15 protein-coding genes are annotated in these 13774 nt (G+C 62.8%); 7 read left to right on the forward strand and 8 right to left on the reverse strand.

What is annotated here, in order from left to right:
* Positions 1-16: 16 nt before the first annotated feature.
* On the forward strand, positions 17-1084 hold the full coding sequence (locus VG543_RS08940; RefSeq protein ID WP_423178414.1) for an acyltransferase: 1068 nt from the start codon (positions 17-19) through the stop codon (positions 1082-1084).
* Positions 1085-1120: 36 nt separating this feature from the next.
* On the opposite strand, the gene VG543_RS08945 is transcribed toward VG543_RS08940, so the two are convergent.
* Positions 1121-1786 carry an SOS response-associated peptidase gene (locus VG543_RS08945; protein WP_423178413.1) on the reverse strand — a complete coding sequence of 222 codons (666 nt, stop codon included), beginning with the start codon at positions 1784-1786 and terminating at the stop codon, positions 1121-1123.
* Between the two features lie 443 nt (positions 1787-2229).
* Here VG543_RS08945 and VG543_RS08950 point away from each other — a divergent pair, with 443 nt between their 5' ends.
* Positions 2230-2679, forward strand: a complete 450-nt coding sequence (locus VG543_RS08950) for a BLUF domain-containing protein (RefSeq protein ID WP_423178412.1) — start codon at positions 2230-2232, stop codon at positions 2677-2679.
* On the opposite strand, the gene VG543_RS08955 is transcribed toward VG543_RS08950, so the two are convergent.
* A complete protein-coding gene (locus VG543_RS08955) occupies positions 2661-2951 on the reverse strand; it encodes a hypothetical protein (RefSeq protein ID WP_423178411.1) in 291 nt (96 codons plus the stop codon). The two genes, VG543_RS08950 and VG543_RS08955, sit on opposite strands and share 19 nt — an antisense overlap.
* A 62-nt stretch (positions 2952-3013) precedes the next feature.
* On the opposite strand from VG543_RS08955, the gene VG543_RS08960 reads away from it, so the two are divergent.
* Positions 3014-3628 carry a hypothetical protein gene (locus VG543_RS08960; RefSeq protein ID WP_188250171.1) on the forward strand — a complete coding sequence of 205 codons (615 nt, stop codon included), beginning with the start codon at positions 3014-3016 and terminating at the stop codon, positions 3626-3628.
* Positions 3629-3711: 83 nt separating this feature from the next.
* Here the strand turns inward: VG543_RS08960 and VG543_RS08965 are convergent, their stop codons facing one another.
* Positions 3712-3933, reverse strand: coding sequence for a hypothetical protein (locus VG543_RS08965; RefSeq protein WP_180832881.1), 222 nt, complete (start codon positions 3931-3933; stop codon positions 3712-3714).
* Between the two features lie 212 nt (positions 3934-4145).
* Here VG543_RS08965 and VG543_RS08970 point away from each other — a divergent pair, with 212 nt between their 5' ends.
* From VG543_RS08970 to VG543_RS08980, 3 genes are all read left to right on the forward strand, one after another.
* Entirely contained in the window at positions 4146-4649 is a 504-nt protein-coding gene (locus tag VG543_RS08970) for a hypothetical protein (protein ID WP_180832882.1), read from the forward strand.
* Between the two features lie 70 nt (positions 4650-4719).
* Positions 4720-5163 (forward strand): RidA family protein, encoded by a 444-nt coding sequence (locus VG543_RS08975; protein WP_227853617.1) that lies wholly within the window; start codon positions 4720-4722, stop codon positions 5161-5163.
* 594 nt (positions 5164-5757) lie between these two features.
* The gene (locus tag VG543_RS08980) at positions 5758-6753 is read left to right on the forward strand and encodes a ParA family protein (protein WP_423178410.1); all 996 of its coding nucleotides are present in this window, start codon (positions 5758-5760) and stop codon (positions 6751-6753) included.
* On the opposite strand, the gene VG543_RS08985 is transcribed toward VG543_RS08980, so the two are convergent.
* The 3 genes from VG543_RS08985 to VG543_RS08995 form a co-directional block, all read right to left on the reverse strand.
* The gene (locus VG543_RS08985) at positions 6750-7928 is read right to left on the reverse strand and encodes a tyrosine-type recombinase/integrase (protein ID WP_423178409.1); all 1179 of its coding nucleotides are present in this window, start codon (positions 7926-7928) and stop codon (positions 6750-6752) included. The genes VG543_RS08980 and VG543_RS08985 overlap by 4 nt on opposite strands.
* A gap of 212 nt (positions 7929-8140) precedes the next feature.
* Positions 8141-10894, reverse strand: a complete 2754-nt coding sequence (locus tag VG543_RS08990) for a UvrD-helicase domain-containing protein (RefSeq protein WP_423178476.1) — start codon at positions 10892-10894, stop codon at positions 8141-8143.
* Positions 10895-11044: 150 nt separating this feature from the next.
* Positions 11045-12034: an MDR family oxidoreductase gene (locus VG543_RS08995; RefSeq protein WP_423178408.1), complete on the reverse strand. Its 990-nt coding sequence runs from the start codon at positions 12032-12034 to the stop codon at positions 11045-11047.
* A 101-nt stretch (positions 12035-12135) separates the two neighbouring features.
* Between VG543_RS08995 and VG543_RS09000 the strand changes: the two genes are divergently transcribed.
* Positions 12136-12489 carry a winged helix-turn-helix transcriptional regulator gene (locus VG543_RS09000; protein WP_019660307.1) on the forward strand — a complete coding sequence of 118 codons (354 nt, stop codon included), beginning with the start codon at positions 12136-12138 and terminating at the stop codon, positions 12487-12489.
* A gap of 134 nt (positions 12490-12623) precedes the next feature.
* Here VG543_RS09000 and VG543_RS09005 read toward each other — a convergent pair whose 3' ends face one another.
* A complete protein-coding gene (locus tag VG543_RS09005) occupies positions 12624-13094 on the reverse strand; it encodes a hypothetical protein (RefSeq protein WP_423178407.1) in 471 nt (156 codons plus the stop codon).
* The gene (locus VG543_RS09010; RefSeq protein ID WP_019660305.1) at positions 13091-13657 is read right to left on the reverse strand and encodes a hypothetical protein; all 567 of its coding nucleotides are present in this window, start codon (positions 13655-13657) and stop codon (positions 13091-13093) included. The genes VG543_RS09005 and VG543_RS09010 overlap by 4 nt, the downstream gene beginning before the upstream one ends.
* Between the last annotated feature and the right edge of the window lie 117 nt (positions 13658-13774).

A 13774-nucleotide genomic window follows, 5' to 3' on the forward strand; every position in this document is an offset into this window, starting at 1 on the left:
CTACGGCGTGCTATAAATGCGCGCCGCTGAAAATTCAAGGGATGTGATGAGGAATCTGTACTGGGACGTTTGGAAAGGCATTGCCATCGTGGCTGTTGTAGCCATCCATGCCTGCGGCAGCGCATTGGCCTTTCCGGATGGCAGTGCGAACCAGACATTCGCCGTCGTTCTCCGGCAGTTCATCAACTTCCCGGTCGCCCTCTTCGTGTTCCTCTCGGGCATGTTTGCATCGCAAGGCCGGCCGGCGAATTCATACCTTTCAGGCGTGAGGAGTAGGGGGTCTAGGCTGCTTGTTCCTTACCTGGTATGGGCGATGGTGTACACATCAGCGAAAGCGGCCACTGGCAAGCTCGTACCTGCTGAGCTTCCGGTAATGTTGGCCACAGGGACTGTCATATCGGTGGGCTACTACGTGATCGTGATGCTCCAGATCGCCGTTCTCTCACCGGCTCTCGAGCGCTTGTCGAACACAGCGTTAAAGGTAGCGATCCCGTTGTCGATCGCGGCCTCTTGCGCTTTCACCTATGGAATACGCGCAGGTGGTCTCGACGGAACGTGGTCGCACTTCCCGTACAGCGCGCTGCCGTTCTTCCTATGGCTTCCCTTCTACTTGGCCGGCCTGGCTGTAGGCAAGAGTGATTTGGCCATGGGTTTCGGCCGCTGGCAGATAGCACTGGGGTTGGCGTCTGTTGCGGTTGCTTGTGCCGTTGTTGAGGCGTTCTTCTGGCTTCCTGGCTCAATGGAGCTGGCCATCTCGCAGCTGAAACTGTCATCGATGGTTACGTCGTTGCTGGTATGTGGTCTGGCGGTGTGTGTCGCGCGCACATGGACCACGGCGAGCGGCTGGCGCTGGGTTCTTGCTTGGCTCGGCGCGCGAAGCTTCTATTTCTATCTTTCCCACATGCTGGTGCTAGGGGTCGTTCAGGCAGCTCTGCGCAGGGTGCCGGGCCTCGACGCTGTGCAGCCCGCGTTTGTGCTGTTGGCCGTCATTGCCACGCTCGCCGTGTGCGCTGCTGGCGCCTTCGTGTTTGAGCGGCTGGTGAAGGGGAACAGGTCGATACTTCGCTGGGTCGGAATTGCGTGACCCCATGCCGCCTTACCGGCTCTCGATAGGAGCCGCTCAAGCTACCTGCATCAGCAGATCTTCGCGGTTGTTCCGCGGCGTGTTCACCGCCCGGCTGACGCGGTAGGCCTCCATCGCAGGCGGCTCGCTGGCCAGCAGCATGGCCATGGCGTCATCGGGGCTGGCTGCCATCCACTCGTCGATCTGGCCTGCCTGCAGCCACACCGGCATGCGGTCGTGGATGTCGGCCGAGACGCCGCTGCTGTCGCCGGTGATGATGGTGAAGGTGCCCAGGTTGCCCTCGGGCAGCAGGGGGCTGGCGTCCTCCCACAGGCCAGCGGCCAGCAGCGGCCCGGTGGCATGGATGAACCAGGGATCCTTCTTCTCGTCGATCGGGCTCACCGACCACTCGTAGTAGCCGGCCATGGGGATAACGCAGCGGCGCTTCTTGAAGGCCGACCGGAACGCCGGCTTGGTGGCCACCGTCTCGATCCGGGCGTTGATGGTCGAGCCCTGCAGGCCCTTGGCCTTGGCCCAGAACGGCAGCAGGCCCCACGCAAGGCGGGTGACCTGCCGGCCTTCGCCGCGATCCAGGATCACCGAGGCGCGCTGCGTCGGCGCCAGGTTGTAGCTGGGCTGGATCTCGGCCAGGCCGGGCGCGAGGTCAGCCAGCCCCGGCTGGCCGAAGTCGACAACGGGCAGCTGGACGAATCGGCCGCACATGGCAAGTCAGGCCGGCATCGCTTGGGGTAGCGTGTGCCCCAGCACGTGGTCGCACTCAACCAGGCGAGCATTGCTGACGGCTTGACGCTCGCCGCATCCGGCGCACGCGAGTAGCGTGCCGCCTGGCATGGTCTCCAGCTGCGGCGCCTTGGAATGGGTGATGTGCTTGCAGTGGTTGCAACGGACGCTGATTGCGCTGACTCGGTGGAGGTTGCCATCGCGGTCGCGTACTGCATCAAGATCGAGAACGTAGAAAAGGCCTGTATCGGGCATTGCGGTGTACCAAGGATTTTTGGGGATGCTGCCCTGATCGCTGCCTCCGTCTTGTGATGAAGGTCCGCATTCAGCATCACGCTTTCCTGAATTGTTGTGTAAGTTGTCGCCACCTCACGTAAACGTTCTCACGCGTCTGTTAGGGTCGTGCCTCATCAAGGAGGTGCGCAATGCCCATCAGGGCGGTTGTATACGTGAGCAGTGCCGGTGGGGAGATCGCCGGCGACAAGCTGGGCCTGTCCAACGGAAAGTTGGATCAGATTGTGGACGACGCGGCCCGGTTCAACCGTAATGCTGGCGTTACGGGGGTGCTCCTCTTCGATGGCGAACGCTTCCTCCAGTACCTGGAGGGGCCAGAGGATGGGCTATCAGTGGCCTATTCGAGAGTGCTGGGCGCCAGCAGCCACAACGAGATCGTAGAGCTGCAGAGGGGCAGAGTGGGGCAACGCCGCTTGCCATTCTGGCCAATGAAGTGGCTTCCAGTCGAACCAGCCGAACTGAAACGGTTGGCTCAAGCGGACTGGACCCGATTCAATCAGCGCGGCGACGCCGAGGATGCAAACCCAGCGGCCATGGATCTTTTGGCCGGTCTGGTCGAGCCCTACGCTGTAGCCGCTTGATCCCCTTGCCGATGCTCCCCGATCTGCTCGGTGAGCACGGTGAGCGACTGCTGGAAAGCGGCGGCGAACAGATCGCCGTCGCTTTGCATGTGCTTAGAGGCGATGCTGGGCAAAAGACCTAGCCAAGTATCGGAGAGCCGTTCGGGTGCTGGATGAGTCAGCGTGAGTACTCGAAGCGCGTATTCCGCTGCCTTGAGATAGCCGCGGTGAATCTGAAGTTCGGACTCGCACGCATGTAGGCGATCGAGGATTTCCGTGATTTCGGTCGTCATGACGGTCTCGACAGTCGGTGGTGGGGAAGGCGATAGTCTGGCGTCCTCCGGACGAGTCCGCTATGAGCATCCTCAACGTTCTGTTACGTCCTGACCAGCTCTTGGTCGCGGTCGATACCCTCGCGGAGGACGCCCGCACCGGAGCGCATTCGTCCGGCGCAAAGATGCTGCTTATCCCGCAGTACAACTTGGTGTTGGCGGCACGCGGGTCCACTCAGTTCTTTCTTCGCATCTACGAGCTCGCGCTCCAGGCAAGCTTCCGGGCCGATTTCACAATGGAGCAGCTGACAAAGGAGCTGGGGCTTGTGATCGACAAGGTATGGCCGAGCTATGAGCGCGCCGCGGTCGACGCGGGCCTTCCGAAGCAGAGCTTGGGCACAGAGCTTGTGCTTGGCGGCTGGTCGCCGAAAAGTGGGCGGATGGAGGCAACGGCCTACGCCAAGAACGACAGTGCTGTTCCTGCGATCGTGCAACCCCTCGTCGGGGGCTTGGCATCACCAGGCGAACCACTAAGAGGCCGCCCGGACAGTTTTGCGCCGCAGGATGTCCTGGCTGCGGCAAGGCTCCAAGCGAACTACCTCAATGAGCAGTTGGGCCGGCAAGTCGCAGGTGGCCGCCTGCTGATCGGGTTGCTTCAGCAGGGGCAGGCGGTCGTGAGGGACCTTGGAAGAATGTGAGCGCGTCGCTCGATCAGGAAGGAGCCATGCGCTGCGGTCCTTGCGAAGACCGCAGCGCACACATCAATTAGGCTGTCGCTTGATCAATCAAACTCGATGGCTTCGCGCATCGGTTGCGTCCAAGTGTCTGTCACCCAGCAGGTTCCCTCGTGGCAGAACGTCTGTGTGCATCGGGCCATGCCGCCGCCGGCAGGCACGCACGACGTGTGGAAAGAGGCAGCGTTAGCCGCGGGAACTACGCCTACAGCACCGGCCGCTCCAGCGGCAGCAATGATCAAACCAAGCAAGACACTTTGGATCTTCATGATCACTCCATTGTCAAGTTGATGAATGCCCGATGGGCAACTGGAAGGTGTCAACGGACTTGGATGATCGCAATAGGAAAACTGCTCACTGGCATGTAGGGAAAAGCCTAGGAGGTAGCGCTGGCAGGGGTGTAGCAGGGCCTCCTGAGCGGTTAAGACTTGCGGTTGAGCGAATCGCAGCGATTGAGACGGCCGGTCGTATCCTTCCGGCCATGTATTCCTCCCACGGCTTCCGCACTGCCTCGATTCCCTCTGGCTGGGTCCAGACCGGTGAGCGCTGGGCGCTCTGGTACAACGGCCGTGAGACGGCCAGCGTCACGCCCGATGGCGGTCCCGGAGTCCGGCTATGGATGGAAGGCCAAAAAATGTGGCAGGTGAAGGAAGTGCGCGCCGCCAACGTCCGCCAGGCGAAGCGCTACGCCGAGCGCTGGTGCGCCGCCAGGTTGTATCCCGAGCTGCCGCTGCGCGAGGCCGTCGCCCGGCTGACCGACAGCACTCCGATTCAGTTGCCCCCGCCACTGCCCGGCCTGCCGCCGACTCGTGAGCAGCAGCAACAGGCCCGGCGCCTAGCCGAGGCCGGGCGGTTGGAACTGGCGCGGATCAAGGAAGCGCTGGAACCGCGCCGACCGCCGAAGGAGACCAAGCCCAGGGCGAGGGATCCGATGAAGGCGTGGGTCAAGGCAGGTAGAGAGCAGCTGTCCCGCGCTCGAATCTGATCCCCCGTTCAGGGGAGGCGGTCGACTCAAACTGCTTGCCACACTTGCCCTTTCACCAGAGAGAGCAATGATGAACGCTACCAATCGAAAGACCGCCAGCTTCGGAGTGCCGTGGGAATCGGCCTATGGGTACGTACAGGCCGTCCGCGTCAACAACACGATCTTCGTGTCCGGCCAGCTCTCGCACACGCCGCAGGGAGAGCTGGTTGCGCCGGCGGAGCTGGGGGCTGACGGCCAGCCCGCCAACTTCGACACCATGGAAGCCCAGATGAGGCGGACTTACGAGAACGCCCAGGTGCTGCTGGCAGAGCTGGGAGGGTCGCTCGCAGATGTGGTCGAGGAAACGCTGTTCGTCATCGACGTTCCGGCGGCCTTCGCGGCAAGTGGCAAGGTTCGGCCGGCCGTGTATGGCCAGCCGGTGCCGCAGGTGGCCAGCAACCTGATTGGAGTCTCGGCGCTGGCTTTCCCCGAGCAGCTGATCGAGATTGCCTTCCGGGCGGAAGTGCAGAACTGAAGACGTGAGCGGGTGGGGCGGGTGTGCGCCCCATCCGCCAAGTCCGCGCCGTAGGCAGCGGACGGAGCGCGGGCCGCTGGGTGCGCCGAACGCCGGAGGAGACCCTGCCCAAGGCCAGGGATCCCGTGAGGGGCGTAGATCAGGGCGGGGCCCGCGCACCTCCGAGCGCTCGTGCGCGGTCAGGCATCACCTCCATCTGCCCCTGCGCGGGGCTTTTACCAGCCTGATTGACTGCACCCCGGATCCAGTCATCTCCGTCACTGCGCGGTCTACCGTCCAGCGGCTAACAGCAGTAGGTTCGGCGCTTGCCTGGAGCTGGAACGAAGGAGTCGGAGCGGTTTAGGGAAGAGCTGGAGCCGTGCCGGCAGCCTCTCGAGCAGAAATCCATTACCCAGGATCCGATGATGGAAGGGCTTGGGCGGAGCAGCTGAGCTACGGGAGCTGAAATTTCGTGAAACTTCGCTCGGCGCCAATTTCAGAATCCAATTCTGGTAAAGTTATTGTGCGTGGAAGCTCTGCTTCTATCGAAGTTGTGATTGAATTTGAAGTATGAAGTCTCGAAAAATCTCTAAACATGGTCGCCAAGGGGGGCGAGTGAAGAAGATCGCTTTGTTCAATCACAAGGGAGGGGTAGGTAAGACCACTCTGACTGTCAACATTGCTGATGCGCTTGCGGGGATTGGGAAGCGAGTCTTGCTTGTTGACGCCGATCCGCAGTGTAACCTCACTGCTTTCTACATTCGCGAAGACGAGCTGGAGCAGCTGCTGGGGGAGTCGGATGAGGAAGATTCCGCAGCTACTCTTTGGTCTGCGATTAAGCCGGTCGTGCTGGGCCGCGGCGACATTGCCCCAGTTGACATTTGGCGGGTTGGTGAGCGCAACACTCATCTTTTTCCCGGGGACGTCCTCCTTTCGGCGTACGAAGAAGAGCTTCCTCAGGCGTGGACAGAGTCTTTCGCCCGAAAGACACGTGGCTATGATGTTATGACGGCGATGTCTAGAGCTGTGACTTGCGCTGCGCAAGCAGTCAACGCCGATGTCGTCATTTACGATATGGGGCCCAACGTTGGCGCTCTAAACCGAGCTGTTCTGCTGGATTGTGATGCTTTCGTAACCCCAGTTGCTGCAGACCTTTTTTCTCTCCGTGCGCTCTCGACGGTGGGTCGTTCTGTTGCGCGATGGATACATGACTGGAATACCATTAAGAGTATTGCTGCGCCAGAGAATGTCGGAGATCTCTTGGAGGGTAGGCCTGCATTTCTTGGCTACGTGACATCAGCCTATAAGGTGAACGCCGGTCGAAATGCCGCGAACCCACATGCGGACTGGGAGCGAAGAATCGCTCCAAGGGTCAGGGACCGAATCGTCAACGACCTTCGGGCGGTGGGTGAAGACCTAGTTCCGGAAGGAGCCAATAAAATTGGTGCTGTGAAGCACTTCCACAGCCTAGCTCCTGAGGCACAAAAGCATGGCGTGGCCATCGGCAAGCTTCGTGGGCTGGTGAATTCGGGTCATTATCCAACAGTTGACGACGCTGCTGTTCAGTTCAGGCAGTTGGCTGAGGAGATCGCTCGCAGGATCGCCATCTAGGGGGCTAGCAATGTTGCGTAGCGCGCCCAGGCGGTCATTAGAGCCCGGCGCTTTTCGAGCATAGTGCCTCGTTTGTAGGCGGCCTTTGCTTTGTCACGAATTCGATGGGCCAGTGCGGCTTCAGACAAGTCGTCAGGATAGTCGGTTGCTTCACTGGCCCAGTCTTTGAACGTTGACCTGAATCCATGCACCGTGATGTGGCCATAACCCATGCGCTTCAGCAGTGCCAGCATGGCGTTCTCGCTGAGCCGTTCGTTGCTGACGTCGTTGGGAAACAGCAGGTCGCGTTCCATGCGCGTCCGCGCGATCGCCAGTGCTGGCTTAGAAAGTGGAATCGTATGCTCTACCTTGGCCTTCATCCGGTGACCTGGCACGGTCCACGTGCCGGCGGCAAGATCGATCTCCCATGGTGTAGCTCCAAGTGTCATTCCAGTGCGGGCCGCTGTGAGGATCGTGAACTCGAGGGCGCGCGCTGCTTCTCCGTGCCTTGACCGCAGGGCAGCGATGAACGAAGGAAGCTCGGCATAGGGGAGAGCGGCGAAGTTCTCCACCTTGGTCACCGCGGTGGGCTTCGGCAAGATCACCGCCAAGTGCCCGCGCCATCGCGCCGGATTCTCCCCGCTGCGCTTCTTCTGCACGGTCACGGCATCAAGCACAGCCTCCATTCGTTGCCGAACCCGGCTGGCAGTCTCCGTTTTGGTGGTCCAGATTGGCCGCAGCACGGCCAGGACATGCTCGGTCTCGATGCGATTCACCCGCAAGTCTCCAAGTACAGGCTTGGCATACGTCTCTAGCGTGCTGGTCCACTGACCGGCGTGCTTCGGATTGGTCCAGCCTGCTTCGCGCTCTGCGATGTATGCGGTCGCGGCCTCCCAGAACGTTGGGATGCTGGCCGTGGCCACGGCCGCAGCGCGCCTGCCTGCGAGCGGGTCCTGACCGGACCGCACCATCTTCCTCGCGGCCCCTGCCGCCTCCCGCGCCTCGGCCAAGCCGATCACGTGCAGCGGGCCTAAGCCCATTTCCGGGCGCCTCCCCTCAAATCGATACCTGAACACCCAGCTCTTGGCACCGGACGCGGTCACCTGGAGGTATAGGCCGCCACCGTCCGGGTGGTAGCCTGGCTCGACGATCGTCGCCACCCGTCTCGCCGTCAAGCGATTGATCTTCAATCCCATTTCCTACCCATCCATGTACCCGCCCAGCGAGCGCGGCTTTCCGCGAAGGCGTACGAACCAGACCGGATGGTGAAACGTAGCTGGCGCAAGGGCTGAGACTGGTTTCACGAAGGCGCACGGAAGCTAGGGAACGCCCTAAATTCAGACACTCTCTCCGCCAGGATTCCACAAGGCCCCTGGCGACAGGGGCCTTCTTGTTTTCTCAAGCTTCTCTACCCGCGACGCCCATCCTTCGGCTTGTTGTGGCACAACGGATAGCTGGAGCACGACCGGAACGCCCCATGCGGCCCATTGCGGTCCACGAACACGCCCACCCTGCACGCTGGGCAGCGCTCTTCCGAAATGGCCGCACCTGAAATCGCGGTCACTTCCACTGCTCCGTCCTTTACCAGCTCATCCAGGAATGGCGAGTGCTTGCCCTGCAGGGTGAACATCGCAACCGAGCGCCGCGCACGCGTCAGCGCGACATGGAACAACCGCCGTTCTTCGCTCAGTGGATAGGTATCCCCGTCCGGCATTGCCAGCGAAAGCACCGGGTCATCCGCACGCAGGCTCGGGAAGCTGCGGTTGATCATGCCCGGCAGGATCACGTAGTCCGCCTCGCGCCCCTTCGATCGATGTGCGGTCAGGAACTCGACGTCCATCGTGCTGCCAAAGGCCGTCTTCCAATCCGAAGGCATCGCACCGCGATCCGCGCGATACCGCCCCAGAACAAAGACCGTCACGCGTCCATTGCGGCCCTGCGCCACCGCGCCTGACAACAGTTGCTGGTGCAGCTTCGAAAGGTACTGGCGAACGCCATCCTGCACCTCCTCACGCCGGTTCATCTGGAACGCCTGCAGCACCGGGCCGACTGCCGGCGCAGCAGAGCGGACCTTCTTGGCCATCTGCGCGGGGTTGCGGCTGATGAAGCGGCTGGAAACATCACACAGTGCCTGCGGGCAGCGGAACGTCTGCTCCAGTTTCAGCACCTGGCCATGCCCCATCCACTCGCGGAAACCGGTCATCACCGAAACGTCGGCGCCAGCGAAGCGATTGATCGACTGCCAGTCATCGCCCACCGCAAACAGATGGCGGCCCGGTTGGCTGACCAGCGCACGGCAGAGGCGCGCACGGGCGCGCGAAGCGTCCTGGAATTCGTCGGCCATCACCAGTTCGTAGGGTGATTCATAGTGGCCCTGTTCCAGCAGCCCGGCGGCCATGTTGAGCATGTCTTCGAAATCAATGCTGCGCTCGTCAGCCAGTGCATCGTCCCAGGCCTGGAAAACCGGCCCGGCGATCTCCAGGAAGCGCCGGTAGCGTTCCTTGAACTGATCCTCAGGCATCTGCCGCAGGCGCGCTGCCATATCGTCCAGCGTCAGGCAGTTGCTCTTGGCGTGCGCAATGAAGGTCCGCATCAAGCCGATCAGGTCGGCATCGGGCATCGGCCTGGCACCCTGGTCAGGCAGCTCGCGATCCGGGTTCGGGTCGAGTTCGACACCAGACGCACCCAGCCGCTCGGCCAGATCCTGCAGGGCCTGTCCACTGCGCAGGCCGAACGACGTCGTTTCGACCACTGCGGTGCCGCGTGCCGCATGCTGCGGCCGCTTCCAGTGCATCCCTTCGTTGTAGTTGGGAAAGTGCTTCGGCGGCTGGCCATCGGCATCCAGCGCAAAGTGCTCGTGACAGAGCCGGGCGTCCGGATAGTAGAAGTCCGGGCGATACTGGCGATGGGTATCCGTCGCGGTATCGAACTCGTAGCGCCGCTCGTAGTCATACGCCACGCCGTTGTAGAACAGCCAGTTGGCGATCACGCACTCTTCCAGGCTCTTCACCCGCTCGCCCTGCAGGGTACGCATGTAGGGCGCACCATCGCGGTCGTAGCCATCGGCCATCATGTCGGCACCCAACGGCGGCAGATCGCGTCCGAACACCAGGCGGAACATGTCCCACTGGGTGCGGAAGTGGGTCGAGCGGTCCTTCAGGTCGTCCACCAGGTCGGCCAGCTTGTTGAAGCCCAGCGCCGCGTCGACCGCCCATTCCGGGATATCCGGCTTGCGCCCCGTGGCCTTGGCGATGATGGACAGGCCCAGGGCGTGAAAGGTCCGGGCCTCCACTACGGTGTCGCCCATGCCGAGCCGGCTGAAGCATCGCTGTGCGCGCTCCTGCAGCTCCTGGGCGGCATCCTTGTTGAAGGCGAGCATCACGATCCGTTCGGGTTCGACAAAGCCGCGATCAATGGCATACGCGGCCTTGGCGACCATCGTGGAGGTCTTCCCGGAGCCGGCCGCGGCCACGACCTGCACGCGGTTGTCGAAGCAGATGACGGCGCGAGCCTGCTCCTCGGTCAGCGGCCTGCTCTCGACCCGGTCCAGGAAGGGCTTGGCCAGACCCAGTTCGCGGGTCGCCATTGCCTCATTGGCGTCCGCCCACACGGCGGACCAATCCAGCTGCCAGTCGTGCAGTGCGTCCAGCGCGATGCGGTGGCCGGGCGCGTGCAGGTCGTCGTGCAGCTCCTCGTCGAGGAACAGCTGCTCCAGCTTGGCGGGCGGCAGGGGCAGGGCGGGGCGGTCGGCCAGCAACGCCTGCTGCTGTTCGTGCGTGATCCAGCGGCGGCCGGTGGTGGCTCGGTCGGTAAGCGCATCTGCCTCGGCCAGCCACGCCTGGATCTGCGCCAGAACGCGCTCAAACAGTGCCTTGCGCCCCCGCCTGGAGCGCGCGAAAAGCACGTGCTGCACGGCAGCCGCAAGCCGGGAGCCCTGGCTGTTGGGCAGCCCATCCACGGACAGTGCCTCACCGCGCTCGGTCGTCAGTTCGACCCTGGACCAGAGCACGCCGCGAACGACCCGCACGCTGTGTTCGTTCGCCACATGCTGGCGGTACTGCCTGCCGTCGATCAAAAGCGCGACCTGTTCGCCATCCAGCCGCAACTGCCAGTCCGGCGAGCGGGTCACACGCTGGCCCCAGCGCGAGGGGCGCCATTCCATAGACATCCAGATACTGCCTTGCGTACGTCACCGGGCGTAAAGCGCCCTTGCCGACCCATGATAAGGCGGCTTGGCATGGCACGCTGCGTTTCCGGTCACTCGCACACGCGAGCCAGCGATGGCATTGCACCCTCGCCAGCGCGACAGGCGTCAGGCGTTCACATCCACGACGATGCGGCCGCGCACCTTGCCGGGGATGATCTGCTCATAGACATCCAGCACCTCTGCCAGGCCGATCTGCTGCACGGTGCTTTCCAGCTTCCGCGGATCCAGGTCGGTCGCGAGCCGATCCCAGGCGCGCTGGCGAACCTCTTGTGGCGCATTCACCGAATCGATGCCGGCAAGGGTCACATTGCGCAGGATGAAGGGCAGCACCGAGCCGTGCAGCGCATCGCTCTGGGCCAGGCCACAGGCGGCCACGGCACCGCGGTACTTCGTTTCGGCGATGGCATTGACCAGCGTCGTGCCGCCGGCCACATCCACCACGCCGGCCCAGCGCTCGGCACTCACCGGCCGCTCGCGCGGTTCGGAAAGCTGCGCACGATCGATGATCTCGGCCGCACCCAGGTTGTGCAGATACTCAGCATGCTGCGGGCGTCCGGTGGCGGCCACCACGCGATAGCCCAGCTTCGACAGGATCGCCACCGCAATCGAGCCGACGCCGCCGTTGGCGCCGGTGACCAGCACATCGCCCTGTGCAGGCGCCACCCCGGCATGTTCCAGGGCCAGCACGCACAGCATCGCGGTGTAGCCAGCGGTGCCGATGGCCATGGCGTCGCGGGTTGTCAGGTTGTCGGGAATCCGGTTGAGCCACTCGCCCCGCACGCGCGCGCGCTGGGCCAGGCCGCCGTGGTGGCCCATGCTCAGGTCCCAGCCATTGAGCACGACGCGATCGCCTGGCTTGAAGTTGGCCCTGCTGGATTCCAGCACTACGCCTGCCAGATCGATGCCGGGAATGAGCGGAAACGTCCGGATGATCGGACTCTTGCCGGTGAGGGCAAGCGCATCCTTGTAGTTGAGCGTGGAGTACTCGACCTGTACCAGGACGTCGCCGTCCATCAGGTCGGCCTCGTCGAAATCGACCAGCTCGGTCGAGAGCTGGTTGTTCGTCTTGCGGGTCAGCAGTGCTTTGAACGTCATGGATGGCCTCACATTCATGGGATGGGGCCATGCTAGGCTCGCGCCTCTATCGCAACAAGAACGACGATTTTCCGTAGGTACTATGGTTTTCCGGAGTATGCATGCGTAGCAAACGGTGGGACGGCAAGAGTGGTTGCGCGGTGGAAGTCACGCTGTCGGTCATCGGTGGCGTGTGGAAGCCGATCATTCTGTTTCACCTGATGACCGGCAAGCGGCGTTTCATGGAGCTGACCCGGCGGGTGCCCAATGCCACCCAGTCCATGCTCACCAGCCAGCTGCGTGAACTGGAAGCAGATGGCGTTGTGATCCGCCACGTGTACCCGGAAGTGCCGCCGAAGGTGGAATACGAGCTGTCCGAGTTCGGCCGCACGCTGGTGCCGGTGCTGCTGGCCATGCGCGAGTGGGGAGAAACCTATCGCGGCCATGGAAGCACGGAAGGCGATTGCCAGGGTTGAAGACACTTCCGGTTCCACTGCGGCGGCGCATTCCAGGCCGGATGCGCTCGCGCTTGCACGCAATACGGATGGGTTGAATGACACCACCCGTAGCGGCTGGAGCGATGCCCCTGGCAGGAGGGGCATCACGGGTACTACGGAGCAGCTTTCGGTTGACGCGGATCGGCAATGATCCGCGAGGGGGATCCATACAGCACCAAGACCCGCGTGCCGGTGCTGAACACCGGGTCCGGGCCCTGCACAACGGTCATCAGATTGCCGTTCTCCGTCTGCACCACGTACTCCAGGCCCTTGGCCTGGGAGAGTGCGCGTTCAGAGGCCGCACCGGCAATCGCGCCTGCCACCAGGCCGCCAATGGCACCGATGGCCGCTGCCTGGTCGCTGCCGCCGATGGTGGAGCCGACCACCCCGCCAGCCGCAGCGCCGGCAACGGCTCCGCCTCCCTGCGAACCGTCGATACTGACCGCGCGAACGCTGATGACCGTACCGCCCACCGTGCGGTTGACCTGTCCCACCGAGCCGATGGAGTAACTGTCGGTGCGCACGTTGGGTGCGCAGGCCGTCAGCATTGCCGCCACCGAAGCGGTCAGCAACGGGCGTCTCACGGCGCTTCCTGCTTGTTGGGGAACATCGGCTTGGTGATGTCCACGGTCTCCAGCGCCTGCAGGAACTGGGCGATGTTGTTCTGCGCCGAGCGGCTGATGGATTCGCGAGCGCGAATGACACCGGCAAATGCATAGTTGAACGGCACCTCGCCGGAAGCGCTGACGTCCTGGGTGTAGACGATGCTGCCGGTGGCACGATCGATCAGCTCATAACGGGCGATCGTCTTTGTGGTCATCGATGCCCCGAAACTGGGAATGTCAATGGCCAGGATCTTCACCGACAGGCTCAGCTTCACCGGTGCATCGTCGCGGAACACCGCCATCTTGTTCAGTGCTTCGGTCAGCGCGTTCTGCCACATCTGCGGCACTTCGTGCTGGGCCTGCGCCGGGATCTTGCCTTTGGCCTCGTCCGGGCGTGCCAGTGTGACCGTCAGCGACTTCAGCTCACCGTCGATCTTCTTGCTGCTGACCCCGACGTTCGGCACCGAGAAATTGAGCGGCGGATTGGTGGTGCAGCCCACCAGCGACACAGCGAGGATCGCTGCGAACAGAAACTTCTTCATCCATTTTCCCCTGTGGTTACGCTGAAACATCCATGGTGTGTCTCGTGCTCGTCCGCAACGTCCGTGCTGCACCGCGTGCTTTGCCGCCGGCGACCTGCTGGTGTGGCTGAACGCGCG

Origin of the sequence: Stenotrophomonas sp. CASM101 (assembly GCF_049384845.1) — a bacterium.
Classification (GTDB): Bacteria; Pseudomonadota; Gammaproteobacteria; order Xanthomonadales; family Xanthomonadaceae; genus Stenotrophomonas; species Stenotrophomonas hibiscicola.